Source organism: Pseudomonas psychrophila HA-4, assembly GCF_000282975.1.
Taxonomy (GTDB): Bacteria; Pseudomonadota; Gammaproteobacteria; order Pseudomonadales; family Pseudomonadaceae; genus Aquipseudomonas; species Aquipseudomonas psychrophila_A.
In genome coordinates this window covers 21,324-47,574 of record NZ_ALJC01000076.1, presented here as the reverse complement: position 1 = coordinate 47,574, position 26,251 = coordinate 21,324, and the positions used below count along the sequence as shown (strand labels likewise).

The following is a 26,251-nucleotide window of genomic DNA, read 5'->3' as shown; positions in this document are numbered from 1 at the left end:
ACGTAGCCTCGCAGGCTCGGCAACTGCTACACAGTGGTGAACGAGCGAACAATCTTGCCCAGGGTTTCCATGGCCTTTTCACAGGTCTCATCCCACGGGCTACCGTAGTTCAGGCGGATGCAGTTTCTAAAGCGCTGGGTCGCCGAGAAAATCGGCCCCGGCGCGATGCTGATGCCTTGGGCCAACGCCATCTGAAACAGTTTGAGTGAGTCCATTTGCTCAGGCAGTTCAAGCCACAGAAAATACCCGCCTGCCGGTTTACTGACCCGGGTTTGCGCCGGGAAGTACCGCGCGATCGCTGCCAACATCGCGTTTTGCTGGTCTTCGAGTGCATCGCGCAGGCGCCGCAAGTGACGGTCGTAACCGCCGTGCTGCAAATAGTCGGCAATCGCCGCTTGTGCCGGCATTGATGCACACAGCGAGGTCATGAGTTTGAGGCGTTCTATCTTTTGCGCAAAGCGCCCGGCCGCGACCCAACCGATCCGATAGCCCGGTGCCAGACTTTTGGCAAACGAGCCGCAATGCATCACCAGCCCTTCAGTGTCGAACGCCTTGGCGGGTTTGGGCGCGTGCTGACCGAAGTACAGTTCTGCGTATACATCGTCCTCAATCATTGGCACCTGATGCTCGCGCAACAGTTCGACCAGTGCCTGTTTCTTGGCTTCGGGCATGGTGGCGCCAATCGGGTTTTGAAAACTGGTCATGCACCACACGGCCTTGATCGGGTGTCGATCAAGGGTCTGTGCCAGTGCATCGAGGTCGATGCCGTCACGGGGATGGACCGGAATTTCGATGGCCTTGAGCTTGAGTCGCTCCAGCACTTGCAGACAGGCGTAAAAAGCAGGGGCTTCAATCGCCACCAAATCACCGGGCTCAGTCACGGCTTGCAGGCACAGGTTCAAGGCTTCGAGTGCGCCGTTGGTGATCAGTAACTCCTCCATTGGCAGCATCAGCCCGCCAACCATATACCGCAGGGCAATCTGGCGCCGCAGTTGCGGATTGCCCGGCGACATGTCGGTGACCACCATGCGCGGGTCCATTTCGCGGCTGGCGCTGGCCATCGAGCGGGCCAGACGTTGCAGAGGGAACAACATGGGGCTGGGGAAGGCCGAGCCAAAGGGCACCGTGTGCGGGTCCTTGATCGAGTCCAGTACCGAGAACACCAGGTCGCTGACATCGACCTGAGTGGACTCAGTCGCGTGGCTGCTGACCACCGGCTCAGAAAACGGGCTGGGCGCGTGCGTGTTGACGAAATACCCCGAGCGCGGCTTGGCGCGAATCAACCCACGGCGTTCAAGCAGGTAATAGGCTTGAAATACCGTGGACGGGCTGACCCCATAGGTTTGGCTGGCATAGCGCACTGAAGGCACACGCTGACCGGGGCCGAGCACCCCGCTGCGGATCAGCTCAGCAATATCGTCAGCGAATTTTTCGTAGCGTTTCATGGGCTAAAAGCGCGCTCCTACCAACATTTTTAGGGTTAACGGTTCAACGGTGCCACAAACCGGCTCTTGGCCACACTGCGCACACTCGGTTCATCGGTATCGGTGACCACAAATTCTATCGTCTGTGAGCTGCTCTTCGGCCGCTCGGCCAGCAGCGCCACAGACACCGGCACTTCGACGATCTCGCCAGGGGCTAGGGTCAACTCGGTTTTGCCCTGCAACTGGAATTCGTCGCCCTGCTGCAACGACACGCGATAGTGCTGCGGTTCTTGGGTTTTGTTAATGATTTTAAGGCTGTAGATGTTCTCGATCTGGCCTTGGCTGTTTTCGCGGAACAGGCCTCGGTCCTTGATGACATCCAGTGACACCATAGAGCGTTGATTCAAGGCCACCACCAAGGCGCCGATCATCAGCACCAGCACCACCGCGTAGCCCATTAGGCGTGGGCGTAACCAGTGCGTTTTGCCGCCCTGCAATTCATGTTCGGAGGTGTAACGCACCAAGCCACGGGCATAGCCCATTTTGTCCATCACCGAATCACAGGCATCGACGCAGGCAGCGCAACCGATGCACTCCATTTGCAGCCCGTCGCGAATGTCGATTCCGGTCGGGCATACCTGTACGCACATCGTGCAGTCGATGCAATCGCCTAACCCGGCTTTCGCGGGTTCTACCCCGCGTTTGCGTGGGCCACGGTTTTCGCCACGGGCCACGTCATACGAGATCGCCAAGGTGTCCTTATCGAACATCACACTCTGAAAGCGCGCATAGGGGCACATGTGCATGCACACCGCTTCACGCAGCCAGCCCGCGTTGAGGTACGTGGCACCGGTAAAGAACAACACCCAGAACAAACTGATCCCGGCTATTTCTAGCGTTATCAACTCAATGGCCAGAGGGCGAATGGGCGTGAAGTACCCGACAAAGGTCAATGCCGTCAGCACACTGATCGCCAACCACAGCAAATGCTTGGCCGTACGCCGGGCAATCTTGTTTAAGCGCCAGGGCGCGGCTTGCAGCTTGACGCGCTGGTTTCTGTCACCCTCGGTGATCTTTTCACACCACATAAACAGCCACGTCCAGGTGCTTTGCGGGCAGGTGTATCCACACCACACCCGACCGGCAAACACCGTGATCGCAAACAGGCCAAAGGCGGCAATGATTAGCAGTGCCGACAACAAAATGAAGTCTTGAGGCCAGAACGTGGCGCCAAAGATGTGGAATTTACTTTCTGACAAATCCCACAACACAGCCTGACGACCGTCCCAATTCAGCCAGACGGTGCCAAAGAACAGTAAAAATAAAAGGCCAGCGCCCACCATGCGAAGGGTGCGGAACAAGCCGGTAAAACTGCGGGTGTGGATCTGGCTATCGTTGGACCTGTTTTTCGTATGTGTGGCGTTGGAATGCGCAGCCTCAAACGATTCAAGTCTCTGGACGGGAATATGTTTGTTCATGGTCCTTCACTCATCAGCCTCGATCAGGCCGGAGCACTATCCCCCGTCAACTGTTTGCATAACAGGCTCAGGTATTTTTTTAAAAAGCGTATCAGTTGCTTATTTTAGGGGCCTGCGACAATCGGCTGCACCGAGCTTGAGCCGCGCAGTACTTGCTCCTCGGAGGGCTAGCGGATACTGCGCAAACAGAGCGTGATCAAGATCAATTAAATGAGCGAATCACTGATTTTTTTATCAGGGGCTTGCCTGCCATCCGTGGCGCCCAGTGAGATCAATGCGTTTTGCTATTGGCGGTGTGAAGCGCTAGTACGCGCAGGGTTCCCATTAAAGTTTAATCGGCGGCTGTTCGCTGGGAGGGTCGCCAATTGGTTTTGGATCGCCGGTGGGCGGATCTTGCTCAGGGATCGGTTCGGGCTCGCTTGGCGGTAACACAGGGTCGTCAATATTGGGGTCAGGCGTTTCAGCGGGAATTGGAATATTCATCGACATGGCCTCATTGCTGCATGGCAGGGGAGTACAAGGGGTCGACCGCACCTCATCGTCTGCGGTTCCCGTTTGATGACCAACGGGGCACCGGGAAATAGTCTGAACTTTGGCTGGCGTCGTTGCTCCCACCTTAGGGTCTGTACGAAATGTTTTTGCCTTGCATAACCGCGCGCAGATGCATGTCGTGTAGCACCTAAGCCCCCGGTGCAGACGCCGGAATGCGCAATGAAACGACCGCACATGAACGTCCACGGGCGTAAGGAGTGAGCTCGATGAATGCCGATTTCCCGCTGGACCCCGCCACTGGCGCCACTTTGGCGCTGTCCCAAGCTTTGTTGATGCCGCGTATTGCGATTGAGTCCATCTCGCCGGTGCTGGATGGCGGCGAATTTGCGGTCAAGGCCACGGTTGGGCAACGGGTAGAGGTGAGCAGTAAAGTGTTCACCGACGGCCACGACCAATTGGCGGTGATGGTCCACTGGCGGTCATCCAGCCACGATGTCTGGTCAACTGCGCCGATGCGGTTCTTGGGCAATGACACCTGGAAGGGCGAGTTTTTGGTGCCGGTTCAGGGGCGTTATGTTTTTTGTATAGAAGCCTGGATTGACCGTTTCGCCAGCTTTTGCCACGAACTGCAAAAGAAACATCAGGCCGGCGTTGCGGTCAGTTTGGAGTTGCAGGAAGGTCGAATTCTGGTTCAGCGCGCCATCGAGTGCAGTCACGATGAGCTGAAAGAGCAGTTACACGCGCTACTGATTCAGTTGTCCGGGTTGCTGGAAACGGAGCAGGTGGCGTTGTTTGTGCACGAACACAGTGCACAATTGATGGCCGAGGCCCAACACCACGCTTATTTGAGTTTAAGCGCCGAGTATCCGATAGACGTTGAGCGACCCTTGGCAGAGTTTGCCAGTTGGTATGAGCTTTTTCCGCGATCCGTCACCGATGATCCTGCCCGGCACGGCACATTTAATGATGTGCTTGAGCGCTTGCCGATGATCCATGACATGGGTTTTGACGTGCTGTACTTTCCGCCTATCCATCCGATTGGCCGCAGTCATCGCAAAGGTCCGAACAATTCATTGCAGGCCGGGGAGAACGACCCTGGCAGCCCTTATGCAATCGGCAGTGATGAGGGCGGCCACGACGCCATACACCCGCAGTTGGGTACCCGTGAGGAGTTTAGGCAACTGGTGGCGGCGGCCCACCAACACGGTTTGGCCATTGCCCTGGATTTTGCGATTCAGTGTTCCCAAGACCACCCATGGCTCAAACAGCACCCCGGCTGGTTTAACTGGCGCCCCGATGGGACGATTCGTTACGCAGAGAACCCGCCGAAAAAGTATCAAGACATCGTCAATGTCGACTTTTATGCCCCCGATGCGATTCCCAGCCTGTGGCTAGAACTGCGCGACATCGTGCTGGGTTGGGTGAACGAGGGGGTACACATCTTTCGTGTCGACAATCCGCACACCAAGCCTTTGCCCTTCTGGCAGTGGTTGATAGCGGATGTGCGGGCCTTGCACCCCGAGGTGATTTTTCTGGCCGAGGCCTTCACAACGCCCGCGATGATGGCGCGCTTGGGCAAGGTCGGTTATTCGCAGAGTTACACCTACTTCACGTGGCGCAACACCAAAGCTGAACTAGCGACTTATTTCACCGAGCTCAACCAAAGCCCACTGCGTGAATGTTTTCGGCCTAATTTCTTCGTCAATACGCCAGACATAAACCCTCGGTTTCTGCACGAGTCAGGGCGGGCTGGTTTTTTGATTCGGGCCGCGTTGGCAACTATGGGTTCCGGTCTGTGGGGCATGTACTCGGGGTTCGAGTTGTGTGAGTCCCAGGCCGTGGCGGGCAAAGAGGAATACCTGGATTCCGAGAAATACCAAATCCGCCCAAGAGACTTCAGCGCACCGGGCAACATTGTTGCCGAAATCGCACAACTGAACCGCATTCGACGTCAAAACCCGGCCTTGCACAGTCATTTGGGTTTTACGCTCTACAACGCGTGGAATGACAACATTTTGTACTTTGGCAAGCGCAGTGCCGATGGCAGCAATTTTGTACTGGTGGCTGTCAGCCTCGACCCACACAACGCTCAGGAAGCGCATTTCGAGTTGCCGTTGTGGGAGATGGGGCTTGCCGATGATGCGCAGACGTCAGGTGAGGATTTGATGAGCGGGCATCGCTGGACCTGGTATGGAAAAAACCAGTGGATGCGCTTGGAGCCTTGGCATCAGCCGTTTGGCATTTGGCGCATCAAAGCCCTTTAAGGCCGTTCCCGAAGCGGCTGTCAGGCCGTGGGCAACAGACTCAGCAGGTATATTTCCCATGGCGAAGCAAAGCGTACCGGCAAGTTTTATCAAAGACCCGCTCTGGTACAAAGACGCGGTGATTTACCAAGTACACATCAAGTCTTTTTTTGACTCGAATAACGACGGCATCGGCGATTTTCCGGGGCTCATCAGCAAGCTCGATTACATTGCCGAGTTGGGGGTCAATACGGTGTGGTTGCTGCCGTTTTATCCTTCGCCGCGTCGCGATGACGGCTACGACATTGCTGACTATCGGGGCGTACACACGGATTACGGCACGTTGGCCGATGTTAAGCGTTTTATCAAAGAGGCCCATGCCCGCGGCCTGCGAGTGATTACCGAATTGGTGATCAACCACACCTCTGACCAGCACCCTTGGTTTCAAAAGGCCCGTCACGCCAAAGCCGGCTCAAAGGAGCGCGATTACTACGTGTGGTCGGACACGGATGAAAAATACGACGGCACGCGGATTATTTTCCTGGACACAGAAACGTCCAACTGGACCTGGGACCCTGTGGCGGGCCAATACTTTTGGCACCGCTTCTATTCCCATCAGCCAGACCTCAATTTTGATAATCCGCAGGTCATGAAAGAAGTGCTCTCGGTGATGCGCTATTGGTTGGACATGGGCATCGACGGCCTGCGCCTGGACGCCATCCCCTACTTGATTGAGCGTGATGGCACTAACAACGAGAACCTGCCTGAGACCCATCAGATCCTCAAACAGATCCGCGCAGAAATCGACGCCCATTACCCGGATCGTATGCTCTTGGCCGAGGCCAATCAGTGGCCTGAAGACACTCAGCAGTATTTTGGCGACACCGATGGCATTAACGGCGATGAGTGCCACATGGCCTTCCACTTTCCGCTGATGCCGCGTATGTACATGGCATTGGCTCAGGAAGACCGTTTTCCTATCACCGACATTCTGCGACAGACCCCGGAAATCCCTGCGAACTGTCAGTGGGCGATCTTCTTGCGTAACCACGATGAGTTGACCCTAGAAATGGTCACCGACAAAGAGCGTGATTACCTCTGGAACTACTATGCCGCTGACAAACGCGCGCGCATCAACTTGGGTATTCGTCGGCGTTTGGCACCGTTGATGGAGCGCGACCGTCGACGTATCGAGCTGCTAAACAGTTTGCTGTTATCCATGCCGGGCACGCCGACCCTGTATTACGGCGATGAAATTGGCATGGGTGACAATATTTACCTCGGTGATCGCGACGGTGTTCGCACCCCGATGCAGTGGTCGATAGACCGTAATGGCGGTTTTTCACGGGCCAATCCTGCCAGCCTCGTATTGCCGCCCATCATGGACCCGCTGTATGGCTATCAGTCAGTGAACGTTGAAGCGCAAGCGGGTGATCCGCATTCACTGCTTAATTGGACGCGTCGACTGCTGGGGGTGCGCAAACAGCAAAAGGCCTTCGGTCGCGGCACGTTGAAAATGCTGTCACCCAGTAACCGCCGAATTTTGGCTTACATCCGTGAGTTCACTGACGAGCAGGGCAAAACTGAGACCATTTTGTGTGTGGCCAATGTGTCGCGCAGTGCTCAGGCGGTCGAGTTGGACTTGTCTGAGTTTGCGGGCCGCGTCCCTGTGGAAATGTTGGGGGGCAATGCTTTTCCGCCTATTGGGCAGGTGGACTTCATGCTCACCCTCTCACCCTATGGGTTTTACTGGTTTTTACTGGCCAGCGAAAACCAGATGCCCAGTTGGCATGCCGAGCCGTCGCAAAGCTTGCCGGAGCTGGTCACGCTGGTGCTCAAGCGAGGGCTTGAAGAGTTACTCGATCCGCCGGTGAGTACCACGCTGGAGAAAGTGGTGTTGCCGGCCTGGCTGCACAAGCGCCGTTGGTTTGGACGCAAGGATGTGCCGATTGAAACGGCGAAGATTGCTTACGGCGCACGGTTTGGCGATGCCAGCCGCCCGGTGTTGTTGACTGAAATAGAGGTGACCAGTGAAGGCCAGCAGCACCGTTACCAGTTGCCCTTAGGCGTGCTCGGCGAAGACCAACCCAACAGCGCGCTTGCCCAACACGTGGTCTTGTCCAGATTGCGTCGCGGGCCACGCGTGGGGTTCATGACCGATGCCTTCACTTTGGAATCTTTCGTACACAGCGTGCTGGCAGCCATGCAACAAGGTCAGAAGGTCAGCAGCAGCGCTGGCACTATCCACTTTGACGCCACCACAGAAATGGCCTCTCTTGAGCTCAATGAACACAGCGAGGTGCGTTACCTCAACACTGAACAGTCCAACAGTTCGGTGGTGATTGGCGGGGTCATGGTGCTCAAGCTCTTGCGGCAACTGAACAGTGGTCAGCATCCTGAACTTGAAATGGGCGCTTTCCTGACGGCAGCCGGGTACCCGAATATTTCACCGTTGCTGGGCTCTGTGGTTCGCCGAGATGCGCAAGGTGAAGACACCTTGCTGATGATTGCGCAGGGCTACCTGAGTAATCAGGGGGATGCCTGGACCTGGACTCACAACAACCTTGAGCGGGCGATTCGTGATGAGTTGGCCGACGCCATGTCTGAGCACCCTCAGCATTTCAACGCGCTGGGTGAACTGGCCGACTTTGCGGGTTTGCTCGGTCAGCGCTTGGGTGAAATGCATGGCGTGTTGGCTCAGGCCCATGACAACCCGCAGTTTGCCCCACAAACCACCTCGGATACCGATGTACTGCATTGGGCAAGCCATATCAGCGAGCAAGTGAAACAAGCGTTCAAACACCTTAAAGATCATGTGCCACAGCTCTCTGCCGAGCAGCAACAGCAAGCCAAAAAACTGCTCACGCAGCAAAGCGCAATTGCGGCGTACATTCAGCAGTTGTCCAAGCAAACCCTAGGCGGTTTGAAGATCCGGGTGCACGGGGATTTGCATTTGGGGCAGGTGTTGGTCGTGCAGGGCGATGCTTACTTCATCGACTTTGAAGGTGAGCCCGCCCGCTCACTGGCCTCGCGGCGCAGCAAACATAGCCCGTACAAAGACGTCAGCGGTTTATTGCGCTCCTTTGACTATGCCGCGGCTATGGCGATCAGCAACGTGCAGCAAGCTGACCACTCAGCAGAAGCGAGCGAAGCGCGTCAACGGGTCGTAAAGCGTTATTTAAATGAGTCTCGTAAGGCTCTGATTGATGCATATCGGCTGGCAACAGCTAGCCTTGCTCATGCGTGGAAAGCGCCAAACGGTGAGGAGGCCGCATTGGCGTTGTTCAGTCTGGAAAAGGCGGCCTATGAAATTATCTATGAAGCAGCCAATCGACCTGCCTGGTTGCATGTTCCCTTGCAGGGTTTGAGCGATTTGCTAGTCCACTTGCCAAGCACGGCCAAGCCTTTACCTGATGGAGAGAAGTGATGAGTTCAAGTAAAGATTTGGGGCATGGCGTGAGCGCTGTATTGCCGGGGCGTCAAGACATCGAGGCATTGATCAACGCCAGGCATCGAGACCCGTTTGCTGTGCTGGGCCCGCACCCGGACGAGCAGGGCGGGCAGGTCATCCGGGCTTTTCTGCCGGGGGCGCTAAGCGTCAAACTGGTTGAACGCGACAGCGATGACATCATCGGTGAGTTGCCCAGTACCGAAGTGCCTGGGCTATTTGCAGCACGTTTTGGCGACCTACAGCCTTATCGATTGCGCATCAATTGGGCAGGTACCGAGCAGACCAGTGAAGACCCCTACAGTTTTGGCCCGCTGCTCGGTGAAATGGATCTATACCTGTTTGCCGAAGGCAATCACCGTGACTTGAGCAGTTGCTTGGGCGCGCAGATTTTGAGCGTGGACGGTGTGCCCGGTGTGCGTTTTGCAGTCTGGGCGCCGAATGCCAAACGCGTTTCGGTGGTCGGCGATTTCAATAGTTGGGATGGCCGCCGTCACCCAATGCGCTCGCGTCATCCAAGCGGCGTGTGGGAGTTGTTTATTCCGCGCCTAGAGGCGGGTGAAGCCTACAAGTTTGAAATTCTCGGGGCGCAAGACGTCGTTCTGCTTAAAGCTGATCCGGTGGCATTGGCCACCCAACTGCCGCCACTGACAGCCTCGGTGGTGTCCACGCCTTTGGCAGTGGAGTGGCAAGACGCGACCTGGATGCAGGAACGCGCCAACCATCAGCGGCATGACGCGCCGCTGTCTATCTACGAGTTGCATGCCGGTTCCTGGCAGTGTGAAATCGACGATGCCGGAGAGGTTGCCCGTCAATACAGCTGGTCTGAACTGGCTGAAAGGTTGATTCCCTACGTGCAGCAGTTGGGCTTCACACACATCGAACTGATGCCGATTATGGAGCACCCTTTTGGCGGCTCATGGGGCTACCAACCGTTGTCCCAATTTGCACCGAGCGCACGCTACGGATCACCCGCAGACTTTGCAGCCTTCGTCGATGCCTGCCACGTCGCGGGGATTGGTGTGATCTTGGACTGGGTACCGGCGCACTTTCCCAATGATGCCCACGGCCTGGCGCATTTTGATGGCACGGCGCTGTATGAATACGCCAACCCGCTTGAAGGCTACCACCCAGATTGGAATACCCTGATTTACAACCTGGGGCGTACCGAAGTGCACGGTTTCATGCTGGCTTCGGCCTTGCACTGGCTAAAGCATTTTCATATCGACGGCTTGCGCGTGGATGCGGTGGCCTCAATGTTGTACCGCGACTATTCGCGCAAGGCCGGAGAGTGGGTGCCGAACCGCTTGGGCGGTCGTGAAAACCTTGAGGCAATCGACTTTTTACGGCACTTGAACGACGTGGTGGCGCTTGAGGCTCCCGGTACATTGATGATTGCCGAAGAGTCCACGGCCTGGCCCGGTGTCAGCCAGGGCACCGAACAGGGCGGCTTGGGTTTTTCGTACAAGTGGAACATGGGTTGGATGCATGATTCGCTGCATTACATCCAACAAGATCCGGTGTACCGCGCGCACCATCACAACGAATTGAGTTTTGGCTTGGTGTACGCCTGGAGTGAGCGTTTTATTCTGCCCATTTCCCATGACGAGGTAGTTCACGGCAAACATTCGCTGATCGACAAAATGCCCGGTGATCGCTGGCAGAAGTTCGCCAACTTGCGTGCGTACTTGAGTTTTATGTGGGCGCATCCGGGCAAGAAGCTGCTGTTTATGGGCTGCGAATTCGGCCAGTGGCGCGAGTGGAACCACGATCAGGAACTTGACTGGTACTTGTTGCAATACCCCGAACACAAAGGGGTGCAGAAGTTGGTCGGGGATTTGAACCGCTTATACCGTGACTTCCCGGCGTTACACGACCAGGACGATTTGTCGGCCGGCTTCCAATGGTTGATTGGCGATGATGCGACCAACAGTGTCTATGCCTGGTTGCGCTGGAGCAAAGAGGGTAAACCGTTGCTGGTGGTGGCCAACTTTACGCCGGTGCCGCGTGAGGCTTACCGCATTGGCGTTCCCTTTGCCGGAGGCTGGCAAGAGGTGCTCAACAGCGATGCCGATATGTATGCGGGCTCCAACTATGGCAATGGCGGGGGAGTGATGACCGATGAACTGCCCAGCCACGGGCAGGGTGTTTCAGTGGCGTTAAATCTGCCGCCACTCAGTGTGCTGATCCTGCAACCTACAGGCTGATTTCGGTACAGGCAGGGGCGAACTCGCCCCTGCTCAATCGTGCTGGCGCTGCTACAGATGCACCTCAACGGCCAAGGGCAAATGATCGGATAAATGTGTCCAGGGCTTACCGTCGAGAATTCTCGGGTTCTGGCTGCTGGCATTGCGCAGATAAATACGGTCCAGACGCAGTAATGGCCAGCGCGCCGGGTAGGTTTTGGCGAGTTTGCCATGGTGACGCTCAAACACCTCGTGCAAGTCGTCACGTTGTGAAAGGGCCGCGTTGCCATGCTGTTTCCAATCGTTGAAGTCACCCGCAATGATCACCGGGTCTTCAGGCGGTAAGGATTTAAGCAGTTGGTTCAGCAACACGATTTGTAACTGTCGATGGCTCTCAAGCAAGCTCAAGTGCACACAAATAGCGTGTACTTGCGTATGCCCCGGCACCTCTAGTACGCAGTGCAGCAAGCCACGTTGTTCGGGGCCTGTGATCGATACATCGAGGTTGCGATAGGACGTGATCGGGTACTTGGACAACACCGCGTTGCCGTGATGGCCATCGGGGTAAACCGCATTGCGGCCATAGGCATAGTCGCTCCACATGCTGTCTGCCAAAAATTCGTACTGTGAGACGGACGGCCAGTGGTCATAGCGCGCAGAGTGCTTGGCATGTTCGCCGAGCACTTCTTGCAAAAACACCAAGTCGGATTGAGTCTCACGCACGGCTTCGCGCAGCTCGGGCAGGATAAAACGTCTGTTGAAAACGGTGAACCCCTTGTGGGTGTTGACCGTCAGCACCTTCATTCGGTGAACATCAGGCACAGCATTAGGGACGGGTGATTCAATGATGTTGCCGGCTATATCAAGGCTCATGCTTTCTCCTGTGCGAGTGGGCTCACGTCGGCTTGGCCGTAGAGTGCACAGGCTATTTATAGCGTACCGGTGCGTGAGTCCGGTTGATGGTGGTCATGTTCAGGCGACGTCAGCAGTGACTTCAAATAGTCACCAAAGCCGCCTTTGGCGCGGCAGTCCAGGCGAGCACTGGTCGTCACTTTGGGGCGGTGGCTCCAGGCAATAGTGGCGCCGCACGCTTGCAGTTGTTTCACCAGATGAACGTCTTCATGGCACTTAAGGGGCAAAAAACCGCCCGCCTGCTGATAGACCTTGGCACTGAAGCCCAGATTGGCCCCGTGAATATGCCGATGTCCGTCGCGTGCCTGGTAGTCGTTGAGGTAGCGGGCCTGCGTGGGTGCGTCGATCAGGTTGCCCCAATCGTGAACCTGCACGGTGCCGCATACCGCATCTGCTTCAAGCGCCAATTGAGCGACCAGCCAGTCATCAGCCACCAGGCTGTCGGCATCAGTGCAGGAGATCCAGCGCGCGCCCTGATCCAGCAGGTGTTGCGCGCCCATACCCCGTGCCGCACCCACGTTTTGCGCATCAATGTGCAACACGCTGACGTCGAAGCCGGTTGCGATTTCAGCTGAGTGATCGCTGCAACTGTCGAGCACCAGCATCACGATGACCGTTTCGCCATTGAGTCGCGGGTGTCGAGCCGCTGCCAGTGCCGCTTGCAGACACTGGGCCAGTAGTGCCTCTTCGTTATGTGCCGGTATCAAAATGCCGATCATCGCAGGCCCTCCTGGCTCGCTACTGAAATAGGGTCTCGGCCCCAGACTTCAAGTACAAAATCATCCTCAATGTGTTGCGCCAGTCGGCACAAACTCAGGCCCTCATGGAGCATGGCGTGGACGTCGTCGCCCGTCAGGCTGCAACCCTCAATGGCCGGGCGCCAATGGCACGCCACAAAGTGCCCATCAGGGGCGAGGCTGCATAAGGTGCGCTCAATCAGTTGGCGTAACTCCCCGGCATCCAGGTAGTAAGCCATTTCACTGAGCACAATGAGGTCAAAACTTCCCTCGGGCCAATCGGCCGGGACGCGGCTTTGCAGTACCTCGGCGTTCGGGCAATCACTGAGGCGCTGGCGAGCCAATTCGACCGCTTTGGCCGCCGCGTCGCAGCACAGCAGTGCTTCTGTACGCTGAGCCAAACCGAGGCTCAGTTCGCCATTGGCACAGCCCAACTCATAGGTTGATCGGTAACGCTGGCGCGGCAAACTGGCGAGCGTCAGGGCGCGTTTGCGCTGTTCGTACCAGCGTTCGCGAAAGGCCCAAGGGTCGGGATTGTGTTGGTACAACTGGTCAAAAAAAGCAGTGGGGACGCTCATCCTTCCTCCTGCACAAACAGCACTTCAAAAGGTTGCAGTAAACGCTCCAGCACCATGGGCGGCAGAATCGGCCCTAGCCCGGTACTCGGATCTTGTTGAAGTTGACTGGTAAACGCGTGCGCGGCATAGCGCTTGCGTGCCACGGCATGCGGGCTTAGGCAGAGCTTGCGTGCCCGGTTCCACGGCACCCGGGGGTCGTGATCGTGAGCCCAATGCCACGTCCAGATCGGCACTTCATACAGCGTGACGCCCGCGGCCTTGGCTGCGCGACTGCTTGCACGGCCCACGGCGTCGTGGTCGCTGTGCCCATCCTCGCGCCAGGTGGCGAACACCACATCGCCGGGTAGCAGGTGCTGTTCTATAAAAGTGGCCACCGCGTGTTCGCGATCTGCCACTTGGCTGTCCTGAAACCCGGCCCGCAGCCAGCTCACGTGCGGCCATTGCAAGCCCAATCGGCGCAGCGCTTCTCTGGACTCAAGTGCGCGCAGTTCGCCCAACTGCTCGGCTGGCCAGTCGGTTGACCCCGGATGGCTGGCGGTGCCATCCGTGATTGAAATAAGCAGCAAAGAGTGACCGGCTGCGTGGAGTTGCTGAAGTAAGCCAGCAGTGCCCAGCACTTCATCATCGGGATGAGGCGCAATAATCACTGCACGGGCGCCTTCAGGCACCAAGTCAGCAAGGGTGATGGGCTGCATATTTGCCAGGCATTGCGCGTGGTGCCAGTGATCGAGCGCGGTCCCCAAGCCGACTATCAGGTTGGTATTCATCCTGTTTGTGCCTCATCAGGCTGTGACGCCACTAACGTACCCAGCGCCTCTAAATCGCGCTCGGCATGGCTTTGGCGCAAGTAGACCGGCAGATCAGCGCTCAGCTGGGCAAAGTGCGCGTTTTTACAATACGGCCCCGCGCCCAGAGCATGCCCAACATGCTGAATAACCTTTTCGGCGCAGGCCTCGACGTGGGCCCGCGCTTGGCGTGCCAATAATTGAGTGTCGGCCTTGGGCGAGGCGTCGACCTGCCGAGCGCATTCGGCCAAGACACAACGGGCACTGAATAACGCAGCATTCACCGCACCCAAATGAGCCAATGCGTGGGGTTCGGCGCGTTGCTGACAGTGCTGCTTTAGGTAGTTGCCCAGTCTGTTTGCCGCACCGTACCAACAGGCGGCAATGCCGATTGCGCCTTGCCAAAAACCAGGGCGTTGCAGGTAATCGCCGGGCTGCCCGATGCAGGTGGCGCGGGCATGCTCAAACGTCACCTCGACGCTTGCCGTAGCGCTCATACCCACCGCTTCCCAGCCTTGTTCAGCCACGCAGATACCGGGCTGTTGCATGTCAACCGCCACCAATTGCACGGCACCTTGTTCATTCCATGCGGTGAGCAGCCCGTGGCTGACCACCGCGGCCCCCGAACACCACGCCTTGCGCCCGTTAAGCCGAATCTGGCCATCCACGCGGTGCACCTGAACGCGGGCATTGGGCGGTTCTGCCGCCCACAAGCCCCACGTACTGTCTTGAGCGGGATAACCAGCAGCCAGCTCATGCAGCGTGGCCAAGGCGTCGGTGTGTCCCTCGTACAATTTGCACAGCCCAAGATTCTGGCTGGCGACATACGCCAGTTGCTGCCAACGCTGCTGCGTGTGCCCGGCGCCAGGCATCGGTAACTGATCCAGCCCGGCGTCGACCATTTTTTGCAGGCAGGACCCTAGGTCGTCCGGGGTGCGCAGAGACGGGGTCTGGTCTTCAAAAAAACGTTGCACGTCCATGTTCACGCCTCTTGCTCCCTCACCAATTCGAACAACGCCATCGAGCGGCCGTTAAGGCCGTAGGTGCTGTTAAATGCCAAGGTTTCGCGGCTTTTAGTGTCCGGGTCGAAGGTGTCGAACTTGCAGACCCAGCCTGTGCCTTGCGGGACTTCGGGCAAGGTAAAGTCGACGCCGTCATGCTGCGCGTTGACGGTGATCAGCAGCGTTGCATCAGCGCCTGCGCGTTGTACCCCAGAGACTTGAGCGCGACCATCGAGCAGAATCCCGAGGCTGCGGCCATTGGCGTCTTGCCACTGTTCGATGGTCATTTCGCTGCCTTCGGGAGCCAGCCAGGTCACGTCCTTGACCCCCAGTTCCTCGTTGTAATGCCCGACCAGAAACAGTCCGCGCCGCAGAATGGGGTAGTTCATGCGCAGTTTGATCAGGCGTTTAACGAACTTGAGCAATGACTTGCCATCGTCGTCTAGCTCCCAGTTGATCCAGCCAATTTCACTGTCCTGGCAATACGCGTTGTTATTGCCGTGTTGTGTGCGCGCAAACTCGTCACCGGCAACGATCATCGGTGTGCCTTGGGCGAGTAAGAGCGTCGCAAAGAAGTTGCGCATCTGACGCAGGCGCAGGCGGTTGATCTCCGCGTCTTCAGTCGGGCCTTCAACCCCATGGTTCCAGGACAGGTTGTTATTGCTGCCGTCTTGGTTGTTTTCGTCGTTGGCTTCGTTGTGCTTGTCGTTGTAAGACACCAGGTCATGCAGGGTGAAGCCGTCATGGGCGGTAATGAAGTTGACAGAGGTATAGGGGCGCCGGCCCCGCTGATTGAACAGTTCACCGGATGCGGTCATGCGCGCTGCAAAGTCGGCCAGTTGGCCTTCATCCCCTTTCCAGAAGGCGCGCGCCGTGTCGCGGAAGCGGTCGTTCCATTCCGCCCAGCCCGGCGGAAAGCCGCCGACCTGATAGCCGCCGGGGCCACAATCCCAGGGTTCGGCGATCATTTTGACTTGACGCAGTAGCGGATCTTGTCGGCAGGCTACAAGGAAGCTGTGGCGCTCATTGAAACCATCGTGATAGCGCCCAAGAATGGTCGCGAGGTCAAAGCGGAAGCCGTCTACGTGCATTTCTTGCGCCCAGTAGCGCAGCGAGTCAGTGACCATTTGCAAGACGCACGGGTGGCTCAGGTCCAGGGTGTTGCCGGTGCCGGAGTCATTGATGTAATAACGATTGTCATCGGGCATCAGGCGATAGTAGGACGCGTTGTCGATGCCGCGCATCGACAGTGTCGGGCCTTGCTCATTACCTTCGGCGGTGTGGTTGTAGACCACGTCCAGGATCACTTCTAGCCCCGCCTCATGCAGGTGCGCGACCATTTCCTTGAACTCGGCAATTTTGCCGCTGGCCAAGTAGCGTGGGTCGGGGGCAAAAAAAGCAATGCTGTTATAGCCCCAGTAGTTGGTCATGCCTTTTTGCAGCAAGTGCTGGTCGTTGACGAAGGCATGCACTGGCAGCAGTTCAACGCTGGTGACGCCCAGTTTGCGAATGTGCTCGATGACCTCGTCGTTCATCAGGCCCGCGAAGGTGCCGCGTGCTTCATCCGGGACGGCGGGGTGTCGCATGCTGATACCGCGCACATGGGTTTCGTAGAAAATCGTGCGTTCCCACGGCACGACCAGTCGATGGTCATGGCCCCACGTGTGCGCCGGGTCGATAACTTTGCACTTGGGCACAAAGGGCGCGCTGTCGCGTTCATCGAAACTCAAGTCCGCGTCAGGGTGCCCGATGGTGTAGCCAAACAGCGCTTCAGACCATTTCAACTCGCCGACCAGTTGCTTGGCGTAGGGGTCGATCAGCAGTTTGTTGTGGTTAAAACGATGACCGTTAGCGGGGTCGTAAGGGCCGTAAACGCGATAGCCATAGACTTGCCCAGGATGGGCGTCGGGCAGATAGCCGTGATACGTCTCGTCGGTGTATTCGGGCAGCTCAATGCGTTCGAGCTCAATTTCGCCTGTGGAGTCGAACAGGCACAGTTCCACCTTGGTAGCATTGGCGGAAAACAACGCAAAGTTAACGCCTAACCCGTCCCATGTGGCGCCTAGCGGAAAGGGCAGGCCTTCACGAATGCGCGAGGGTTCAACGTCCGGTGTTACAGGTGGGGCCGACTTGCGCTGGGTCATGGTTGCTCCTGGGCAATGAGTTAAAGCGTGAGCGTTGTTTAACCAGAATGTCTGGGTTGCAGGCCGCCCAATACTGGCTTAAGGCTGTTTTTTTTCATCACGTGGCCTCAGCGTTTCGGTGTTTTTGAGCAACACTTTCCCGCCAGGCTTTACGGTCCTGTTTTAAAAAGCGGTTGTTTAAGTGCGCACACCTATTAATAGGAAGTAGGCGCACTTGTAGGCCTAGCCTTAAGGCGTTGCAGGCTTGCGCGGCGCCCTTGGCTTCTTGGCCGCAGGTTCTTTGACCTCCGGCTTGGCGGTTGCACCCGTGGCGGGCTTGGTGCGCGGCTTAGTCGATTTCGCTGGGGTGGGTGCCAATGCTTCAGCTTGGGCCAGCTTGTGAGCCATCTCCCAGTGCCGGGCTTCCTGCCCATCAGGTTGCCCTTCGGACTCCCAGATTTGGTAAGCAAATTCACGAACGCGTTTTTCGTTATTACTCATCGCAAAGCTCCTGAACTGACGTGTTGATCATGAGGGTGGCGGGGAAGGTGTTCAGAGCATCGCCGACCCGCAGCGTCCTATTGGTAGTGACTACGGGTGTTGCAAAAAATCCCTTTAATTTAAGGTCTATTCCGTCAAACGGTAATTCGATGCTGGTTTCCTTCCAAAAGGATGCAGGATTGATGGATGGAACACTTTTTTGAATGGCCTGAGCGCTCAGTCGCGCAATGACGACAATCGCCAATTGATCCTCCCACTGGCGAGCAAACGCCAATACGTGTCGGGCCTGTTGGCCGGTCACTGTGAGTGGGATGTAACGGCCCCGTCTAAACAGCTGGGGGCAGTTGGCCCGAATGCCGAGCGTGTAAGCGATTAACGCCTGCTTGATCGCGCCGTTGCGCCAGTTCTGCAACAGTTGGGCGGCGTCGGCTGAGCTGTCGAGCAGGCGCTGGCGCAACTCAACGTCCACGGGACGTCTGTTATCAGGATCAACCAGACTGAAATCCCATAACTCGGTGCCCTGGTAAATATCGGGTACACCGGGGGTGGTCAGTTTTAATAAGGTTTGGGCAAGCCCGTTGACAGCCCCAGCACTGGCGATTTCTTCAGTGGCTTGGTACAGCTCGGTACGTAACGCCAGCCCTTCAGGACGCAGGAGCAGCTGTTCCAGAAACGTTTTTACCGCGTTTTCATACAGTTCATTCGGGGCGGACCACTGGGTTTGCAGCTTACTTTCGCGCAAGGCCTTGAGCTGCCATTGCCAGATTCTTTTGCAGTAATCCTCCACGCCGGGAGCATCGTCAGGCCGCAGATTCAGTGGCCACGTGCTGAGGATGATTTGATAGAGGATCAACTCATCGCCCGGCGTAGGGCCACTGCGATCTGTTTGTAGCGCACTGGCCATGGGTCGCCAGCGAGCAACGCAGTGCGCGTACCAGTCGCTACGTTCACTGAGCACGGCCAGCCGCGCACGGCTGTCTTCGCCACGTTTGTGGTCATGAGTAGCGGTGGCTAGCAAGTTGTCCGGGAAGGTTTGCAGGCGTGTTTGGCACGCGTGGTGAAAGGCCTCGATCGGAGCACTGAAACGCTCGGCACTGAAACCTACGTCGTTACGCGAGAGCAGACGCGCGTAGCGATAGAACGCTGTGTCTTCAACCGCTTTGGCAGCGGTAGGCGAGGTGAGTTGTTGAAAGCGTACGCAGGCATGTTTGAGCATTTTGCGCGAACGCCCTAACGGCAGACTGCGCCAGGGCTCACCGCCCAACCATTGTTCCAGGTTGTTTAAGACAGGCCAGTCCGCTTCGTTTAACACCTCGCGCGCCCCAGCCAGTGCTTGCTGGAAAACCTGTTCATCAGCAGCGCTGCGCCCCGCCGCGCTGATATAGGTGCGGTACACCCCAAAGTGCATCACCAGTGCTTGCAACGCGCGGCGTATGGCGCCCAGGGTTAAGTCGCGGGTCATGATGTCGTTGCGGGCTACGTCCAGCAGCGCCAATGCCACGCTTTCGAAATCGCCTGCCAATGAGCCGTTTAGCACTTGTTGGCGGGCCAGCAAGGCTTCGGATTTGAAATCAGCGGGGCGCTGACTGTGTTCAGCCCACAAGGTTGCCAGCGTGTGCTCGCCCTCGGGCTCATGCTGGAGCAGTGACACTTGGTCCATGAATTCATAGCCAGTGGTGCCATCAACGCCCCAGTCGGCAGGTAGCTGTTCGTCCATGCCGAGAATTTTTTCGACGTAGATCGGTACATGCTGATCCGGTCTCAGGCTGTCGATGCGGCGACGCAATTTGCGGCAATACCCGCCCGGATCTGCCAGGCCGTCAATGTGATCGATACGTAAACCGTCGATCAGGCCTTCTTCAATCAACGCAAAGATTTTGCCATGGGTGGCTTCAAAGACCGCTGAGCGCTCTACCCGCAGGCCAGCCAGTTCGTTGACATCGAAAAAACGCCGCCAGTTGATGTCGTCAGCCGCCGTACGCCAACTAGCCAGTCGGTATGACTGGCGTTCAAGCAGTTGATGCAGGCGCGCAAAGCCTTCGGCATGGCGCGAGTCGTAGCGCGCCAACGTTTGCTCTATTGCTTCAAGGATCGGTGGCTCTCGGCTCAATTTGCTCAGTTGCCGCTGCAAGGGTTGGGCTTGGTCACGTGGGTTACCAAAGCGCTGCAACGCGGCAAAGTCACCGGCCAAGCGTTGTACTTCAGGCGCCAGTTGAGGGCTGAGCAGCGCGGGATAGTCCACTGGGCAAATGGGGAAGTGATGGCTGCCATGTTCGGCGTAAAAAGTGCCTGTTTGAGCATCAAACCGCAGACGGATCTCACCTTTTTGCAGGCTGATGCCGTAGCTGTCGCTCAAATAAGGCAGTAACAGCAGGCCTTCTAGCAGCGGGTCGGAGGAGTGCCACTGAATATCGAAAAACTCGGCATACGGGCTGGCGCGCCCCCACGTCAGCAAATCGAGCCACCAGGGATTGTCTGCGCCGCCCACGGCCATATGGTTGGACACAATGTCGAGGATCAAGCCCATGCCATGGGCGCGCAGTTCCTCGACAAGTTCACGCAGCGCGGGCTCACCGCCCAATACCGCGCTGACCTGAGTCGGGTCGACCACGTCATAGCCATGCATCGAGCCCTTACGTGCCGTGAGCAGCGGCGAGGCGTATACATGGCTGATGCCTAAACGTGAAAAGTACGGCACCTGTTTTCGCGCATCCTCCAGAGTGAACCCTGCATGAAATTGCAGGCGCACTGTCGCCCGCATAGCTGGCGACGGACCGCGGCTCACCGGTCACGCTCCTGCGCCTGAAGGCGTGCACACGCCAGTAATTCGAGGCGTCGGGCCACACCCGGCACATCCAGCACGGTGTCGGAGTCAATCGGCAAACGGCGTCGCCAGTTTGGGTGGCTGCCGACCGTTCCTGGCAAGTTAGGTTGTTCTTCGAGCCCCAAGGCATCTTCTATGGGCAGCAACACCAAAGGGGCGCGGGTGTGCCCCAGGAAACGCGCGCTGGCATCGAGCACTTGATGGGCGCCCGTGGATTCATCCTGAAAGTTTTGTGGGTCCTGACTCAGGGCCACGTGCAGGCCTTCCCGTTCGCGCTGACGGTTTTCACGCCAGTGGGCCTCTGTTTGCGCGTCGATCATGCCCAGCTTGGCATTCCAGTCGATGTCACGCTCCAGCCACCAGCCATTGAGTGTTGGCAAGTCATGGGTACTGGTGGTGGCCAAGGCATTGTCGGGCCAGTCGAGGATAGGCCTGAAACGGGCGCCATAATCCTGCTCGAACAAGAGCACGCGCATGCCCAAAATGTCGCGCTCAATAAGTTTTTCGCGCAGCCCGTCTGCCACGGTGCCCAAGTCTTCGCCCAACACGATGGCTTGATGGCGCACTGATTCCAGGGCAAGCAAGCGCAGCATGTCTTCGACGGGGTAGTACAAGTACACCCCTTGCGTAGGTTCGGCCCCCAATGGGATGACCCACAGTCGTTGCAGCCCCATCACATGGTCAATTCGCAAGCCACCGGCGTGGGCGAAGTTGGCGCGCAGCATTTCAATAAATGCCCGAAACCCATTGCGCTTGAGGCCATCAGGAGAAAATGCGGAGATACCCCAGCCTTGGCCTTGGCGGTTGAGCAGGTCGGGTGGGGCACCAACGGTGAGGTGGGACAGCAGCTCGTCTTGTCGGCACCAGGCCTGGCTGCCGCCGCCATCGGCGCCCACCGCGAGGTCGGCAATCAGGCCAACGGCCATGCCGCTGCCTTTGGCGACTTTGTGAGCCTGCGCCAGGCAGCGGGCAATCAACCATTGGCAAAAAGCGTAATAGCCGATGTTGTGCGCTTGCTCTTGCGCAAAGATCAGCAGGGCCGGGCTGTTAGGGTCGCGCCATTGTTCATCCCACAAGCGCCAGTCCATGCTTTGTTGATCGGCCACGTGTTGCGCTTGTAGGGCCTCAAAACGGCAGTGGTTTTCCAGTGCTTCGCCGCCGCTGTCGCGAAAATGCTCAAAGTCATCGCGCAGGGGTTGTTCACCCACTTGGAAGTCCTCGTACAACTGGCGCAGTAACCGTTGCTTGGCGGCGGTTGCCGCTGGCCAGTCGATCAGTGGCAGTTGTTCGAGCCTGTGCAGTTCGTCGGCCAATTCACAGGCCTCAACCGCGCGCTGCATGGCTACTTCACCGAGCACGCTGGCGGGGGCCGCGTAGAGACTATTAAGGAATAAACGGCTGGACGGCGAGTACGGGCTGTAGCGATGCGGATCGCAACTAAACATGGCGTGTATCGGGCTGATCGCCAATGCATCGGCGCCTCGTTCACCGGCCGCTTTGGCAAAACGTTCAAGTGCCTGCGTGTCACCAAAGCCGCCATCGCCATCGCGTTTCAACGCATACAACTGCGTGCTCAAGCCCCACGCACGCGGCGGCTGACTGTCTAGCGCATCGCTCATGCTGTAGCACCGTGTCGGGGCCACTGCGAGGGTGAAGTATTGATCATCCACTTGCGCCCGGTGATAACCGACCGGAATCATGCCCGGTAAAAAAGCGTCAGCATCCAGTTGAATGTCCAGTGCGCCACCGGTCTCCAGGTGAACCACGCATTGGCTGTGCGGATGGAAATAGCGTGTCAGGTCCAGGCCCCGTCCCACATCGGCGGTCAGTAACGGCGGCAGGCGTTTGTTCTGTTGTTCGAGTTGCAAGTTAAGCAGGCTGGTTTCTATGGCCTCGGCACTGTCGGCGGGCAGTCCTAGACCGGCCAGAACGGCTTGCAGTACAGGGTGCTCAACACGTTGTGGACTGCCGTTGGCATCGACCCAGTCAACTGCCAGACCGGCCCGGCCTGCGAGTATTTCAAGCTGTGATTCACTCATGGGCGCTCTCCAGGCGGGAGGGTGGGAAGGGCGCGTCAACCAGGCTGACTAACGCGCTATAGGGCTCTAAAAGATGATGGCTGTGCAGGTGTGAGGCCACATTCGGTTGGCTTTCAAATACCAATTGGCTATGGGTTGCTAGCGTGTGAGGGGCGGGGTGGGCGCTCAGGTTGAGGGCGATGAGCAAAATGCTGTTATCGGCCATACGCCACTGCGCTGCCACTGCACCCGTTGCCAGCACCTGCGCCCCTAATGAGTGAGCGCCTTGCAGGCGCGGAATGATCGACCGGTGGCGGATGTGCAGCAGCTTTTCATAAAGCGTGAGCATGTCGTGTCGAGCCGTCTCATGGGGTGCGGGCGTCAGTGAAGGCCGAGCACGGGCATGGGTTGAGCGCTGATTGGGATCGGGAATTTGCTCATTGTCATTGTCATTGTCATTGTCAGTGCTTGAGCCATAGGTACTGAAATCTGCAAATTCTTTGCGTCGTCCCTCGCTAACGGCTTGGGCCAACTCGCCCGCGTAGTCAGTGAAAAACAGGAAGGGCTCGGGTGCCGCACTTTCTTCACCCATGAACAGCAAGGGAATCATGGGTGACAACAGTAATAAGGTGGTGGCGGCGCGTAACGCTTGTGGCGGACACAGCCGGTGCAGCCGCTCGCCAAGGGCACGGTTGCCAATTTGGTCGTGGTTTTGCAAAAACAGCACGAAGGCGTGTGATGGCAAATGAGCGCTGGGTTCGCCCCGAGATGTGCCGTGCCGGTTGGTCTGGCCTTGATACACAAAGCCTTCGCTTAAGCATCGGGCAAGTTTTTCAGTGCTGTTGTCAGCGAATTCAGCGTAGTAGGCGTCTGTTTCGCCGGTTAACAACACATGAAGCACGTTGTGTCCGTCATCATTCCATTGCGCGTTGTAGTCTTTTTCTAGCAGAAACGACTGGTTGAACTCATTTTCGACGGTTAGCCAGACATGCCGGTCCGGGGCTGTGAGCTGACGAATGCGTTGCGCCAGCTCATGCAACAAGCTGGCATCGTTGATCGCATGCACGGCGTCCAAGCGCAGCCCATCAACCCGGTAATCCAGCAGCCACATCAGGGCGTTATCAATAAAAAAGTCACGAACTTCACGGCGCTGGTAATTGATTCCGGCCCCCCATGGGGTATGGCTGTCTTCGTGGAAAAAGGCCTTGGCGTATGCCGGTAAATAATTGCCCTGCGGCCCAAAATGGTTGTAGACGACGTCCACGATCACCATAAGCCCAAGGCGGTGTGCCTCGTCGATCAGCTGCTTAAGCGCGGCAGGCGATCCGTAGGTGTCGTGAGGCGCGTACAGCAAGACGCCGTCATACCCCCAGTTGCGCTCGCCGCTGTATTGCGCCAAAGGCATCAGCTCAATGGCCGTGACCCCCAGTGCGGCAAGGCGCGGCAGTTGTTTGGCGACTTCGCCATACCCGCCTAGTACACCTGCATGCAGCTCATAAATCACCGCGTGGTGCCAAGGGCGGCCTTTCCAGTCAGGGGTCTGCCACGTGTATTCCCGTGGGTCGACCACGACGCTGTAACCCTGAAGGCCGCCGTCTTGAGCACGCGATGCCGGGTCTGGCACCTCAAATTCGCCATTAATACAGAAGCGGTAGCGCGTGCCCTTGGGGCAGGGCACCTCTCGTACAAACCAGCCATTGGGCTGGGGGTCCATGGGCAGTGATTGACCGTTGCGTAACTCAACGCTGACGCTCGTGGCATCTGGTGCCCACAGGGTAAAGCGGGTGTGTTCTGCGTCCAGCAACTGGGCGCCATGAGGCCATGTATCCAATCGCTGTGAAGGCATTGGTCAAAGCCCTCTCTCAGGTATTTATGGGTCTGCTCAGTGATTTGGCCACCAATTGTTCGTAGAGCTCGGCATACGGTTCTACCGCCTTGCACCAGTTGAATGGCGCAGCCATGGCCCGGCAGCGCATGGCGTTGAGCAGGTCCGGGTAGGCAAAGACTTTGAATGCCCGACGCAGGGCTTTCTTGTAGCTGTCAGCCGTCGACTCATTGAACAGGAAGCCAGTCACGCCATCTTCAATCGTATCGGCCAAGCCGCCGGTGTTACGCGCTACGGGCAACGAGCCGAAGCGCTGCGCGTACATTTGGCTGAGGCCGCAGGGTTCATAACGCGAAGGCATGAGTAAGAAATCACTGCCCGCGAACATGCGCCGTGCATCGGTTTCGTTAAACCCAATACGCACGCCGACCTGACCTGGAAAACGCAGCGCCAGTTCGCGCATGGCTTGCTCTTCCTCTGGCTCACCACGGCCGATGATGCAGATTTGTCCGCCTGAAGCCACGATGTACTCGGCCACTGCTTCAGTCAGGTCCAGCCCTTTTTGGTAAACCAGACGTGAGACCACCGCAAACAAAGGCCCGCTTGAAGGTTTTAGCTCGAACAACTCGCGAATATGTCCGGTATTCAGCGCTTTGCCTGCCCAATCACCGATGTTGAACGGGTTGAGTAAGTGCGGGTCGGTTGAGGCTTCCCAGCTTTCATCTATCCCGTTAGGGATGCCGCTTAGTAGGCCCTGTTGCGTTTTACTGGATAAAAACCCGTCCAGTCCGCAGCCGAATTCTGGGGTGGTTATTTCTTGTGCATAGGTGGCACTCACTGTCGTGATGTGGCTTGAATACGCCATGCCGGCTTTTAGAAAGGACAGTTTTCCGTAGAACTCCATGCCATCTTGCTGCAAGGCATGGTGCGGTATGCCCAACTCCGGGCAGCACGCACGATTGAAAACGCCTTGGTACGCCAGGTTATGGATAGTGAACAACGTGGGCGTGCGTTGTCCGCGCCACTGCATATAGGCCGGAGCTAGCCCGGCTGGCCAGTCATGGGCGTGTACCAGATCAGGCTGCCAATGGATCTGTGCCAGATTGGCCGCGATGTCGGCGGCGGCCAAGCCCAGGCGGGCAAAGCGAATATGGTTGTCAGGCCAGTCGCGGCCATTATTGGCGCCGTAGGGCGTGCCGTCGCGCTCATAAAGCTCAGGGCAGATCAGCACATAAATGACCAGGCCATCTTTCAAATCCATGCGCCCGATCTTGCACGCAGGCAAGGCGGCATGGCCGCTGAGTTCACCAATAATGTGAATGGGGTTGTCGCTATTAAGGACTTGCCGATAACCGGGGATCAGCACCCTGACGTCATGCAAGTGCCGCATGGCGCGCGGCAGGGCTGCGGAAACATCGCCCAAACCTCCGGTTTTCACCAGATCGGCCAATTCAGAGGTCACAAACAAGACCTTCTTCTTGTTTGGATTAGCGTTCCCTGCGGGTAGTGCTGCCTTACCTGCCGGTGCCAGATCTGACAATGACACCCGGTTAATGGCTTGCGAGTTTTGCCTTTCATCTTGATGTGGCGCAGCAGCACTGATCATGACTCTCTCCCTTTGTATTTATTGGCCAGCTCTCGTGCGCCCGGCAGGGAAATATCCATTTCCTCATGGG

Annotated in this window: 17 protein-coding genes; 3 read left to right on the top strand and 14 right to left on the bottom strand. The window is 57.4% G+C overall.

All coding sequences use genetic code 11. From position 1 onward, the window contains the following. Positions 1-26 precede the first annotated feature (26 nt). The 3 genes from mapR to B347_RS26570 form a co-directional block, all read right to left on the bottom strand. Positions 27-1,445: a GntR family transcriptional regulator MpaR gene (gene mapR / locus B347_RS0110915; RefSeq protein ID WP_019409757.1), complete on the bottom strand. Its 1,419-nt coding sequence runs from the start codon at positions 1,443-1,445 to the stop codon at positions 27-29. Between the two features lie 35 nt (positions 1,446-1,480). Beyond that, positions 1,481-2,902 (bottom strand): cytochrome c oxidase accessory protein CcoG, encoded by a 1,422-nt coding sequence (gene ccoG, locus B347_RS0110910; protein WP_019409756.1) that lies wholly within the window; start codon positions 2,900-2,902, stop codon positions 1,481-1,483. A gap of 324 nt (positions 2,903-3,226) precedes the next feature. Continuing rightward, positions 3,227-3,391, bottom strand: a complete 165-nt coding sequence (locus tag B347_RS26570; RefSeq protein ID WP_157786885.1) for a hypothetical protein — start codon at positions 3,389-3,391, stop codon at positions 3,227-3,229. A gap of 269 nt (positions 3,392-3,660) precedes the next feature. On the opposite strand from B347_RS26570, the gene B347_RS0110900 reads away from it, so the two are divergent. The 3 genes from B347_RS0110900 to glgB are packed head-to-tail and all read left to right on the top strand — an operon-like array spanning position 3,661 to position 11,292. After that, the gene (locus B347_RS0110900; RefSeq protein ID WP_019409754.1) at positions 3,661-5,658 is read left to right on the top strand and encodes an alpha-1,4-glucan--maltose-1-phosphate maltosyltransferase; all 1,998 of its coding nucleotides are present in this window, start codon (positions 3,661-3,663) and stop codon (positions 5,656-5,658) included. Positions 5,659-5,716: 58 nt separating this feature from the next. Then, positions 5,717-9,064: a maltose alpha-D-glucosyltransferase gene (gene treS, locus B347_RS0110895; RefSeq protein WP_019409753.1), complete on the top strand. Its 3,348-nt coding sequence runs from the start codon at positions 5,717-5,719 to the stop codon at positions 9,062-9,064. Next, complete coding sequence (glgB, locus tag B347_RS0110890; RefSeq protein ID WP_019409752.1) at positions 9,064-11,292, top strand: 1,4-alpha-glucan branching protein GlgB; 2,229 nt, start codon at positions 9,064-9,066, stop codon at positions 11,290-11,292. The genes treS and glgB overlap by 1 nt, the downstream gene beginning before the upstream one ends. Positions 11,293-11,343: 51 nt before the next feature. Here the strand turns inward: glgB and B347_RS0110885 are convergent, their stop codons facing one another. From B347_RS0110885 to glgA, 11 genes are all read right to left on the bottom strand, one after another. Next, positions 11,344-12,144, bottom strand: coding sequence for an endonuclease/exonuclease/phosphatase family protein (locus tag B347_RS0110885; protein WP_019409751.1), 801 nt, complete (start codon positions 12,142-12,144; stop codon positions 11,344-11,346). 56 nt (positions 12,145-12,200) lie between these two features. After that, positions 12,201-12,902, bottom strand: a complete 702-nt coding sequence (locus B347_RS0110880; RefSeq protein ID WP_019409750.1) for a glycosyltransferase — start codon at positions 12,900-12,902, stop codon at positions 12,201-12,203. Continuing rightward, a complete protein-coding gene (locus B347_RS24885) occupies positions 12,899-13,498 on the bottom strand; it encodes a class I SAM-dependent methyltransferase (RefSeq protein ID WP_019409749.1) in 600 nt (199 codons plus the stop codon). Before B347_RS24885 ends, B347_RS0110880 begins: the two co-directional genes overlap by 4 nt. Beyond that, positions 13,495-14,265, bottom strand: a complete 771-nt coding sequence (locus tag B347_RS0110870) for a PIG-L deacetylase family protein (RefSeq protein ID WP_019409748.1) — start codon at positions 14,263-14,265, stop codon at positions 13,495-13,497. The genes B347_RS24885 and B347_RS0110870 overlap by 4 nt, the downstream gene beginning before the upstream one ends. After that, a complete protein-coding gene (locus B347_RS0110865) occupies positions 14,262-15,263 on the bottom strand; it encodes an acyl-CoA dehydrogenase family protein (protein WP_019409747.1) in 1,002 nt (333 codons plus the stop codon). Before B347_RS0110865 ends, B347_RS0110870 begins: the two co-directional genes overlap by 4 nt. A 2-nt stretch (positions 15,264-15,265) precedes the next feature. Then, a complete protein-coding gene (glgX, locus tag B347_RS0110860; protein WP_019409746.1) occupies positions 15,266-17,428 on the bottom strand; it encodes a glycogen debranching protein GlgX in 2,163 nt (720 codons plus the stop codon). A 228-nt stretch (positions 17,429-17,656) separates the two neighbouring features. Continuing rightward, a complete protein-coding gene (locus tag B347_RS0110855) occupies positions 17,657-17,908 on the bottom strand; it encodes a DUF2934 domain-containing protein (RefSeq protein ID WP_019409745.1) in 252 nt (83 codons plus the stop codon). Continuing rightward, positions 17,901-20,669 (bottom strand): malto-oligosyltrehalose synthase, encoded by a 2,769-nt coding sequence (locus B347_RS0110850; protein WP_019409744.1) that lies wholly within the window; start codon positions 20,667-20,669, stop codon positions 17,901-17,903. Before B347_RS0110850 ends, B347_RS0110855 begins: the two co-directional genes overlap by 8 nt. A 20-nt stretch (positions 20,670-20,689) precedes the next feature. Next, positions 20,690-22,771, bottom strand: a complete 2,082-nt coding sequence (gene malQ, locus B347_RS0110845) for a 4-alpha-glucanotransferase (RefSeq protein ID WP_019409743.1) — start codon at positions 22,769-22,771, stop codon at positions 20,690-20,692. After that, the gene (treZ, locus tag B347_RS0110840; protein WP_026014115.1) at positions 22,764-24,596 is read right to left on the bottom strand and encodes a malto-oligosyltrehalose trehalohydrolase; all 1,833 of its coding nucleotides are present in this window, start codon (positions 24,594-24,596) and stop codon (positions 22,764-22,766) included. The genes malQ and treZ overlap by 8 nt, the downstream gene beginning before the upstream one ends. 16 nt (positions 24,597-24,612) lie before the next feature. After that, a complete protein-coding gene (glgA, locus tag B347_RS0110835; protein ID WP_019409741.1) occupies positions 24,613-26,181 on the bottom strand; it encodes a glycogen synthase GlgA in 1,569 nt (522 codons plus the stop codon). Between the last annotated feature and the right edge of the window lie 70 nt (positions 26,182-26,251).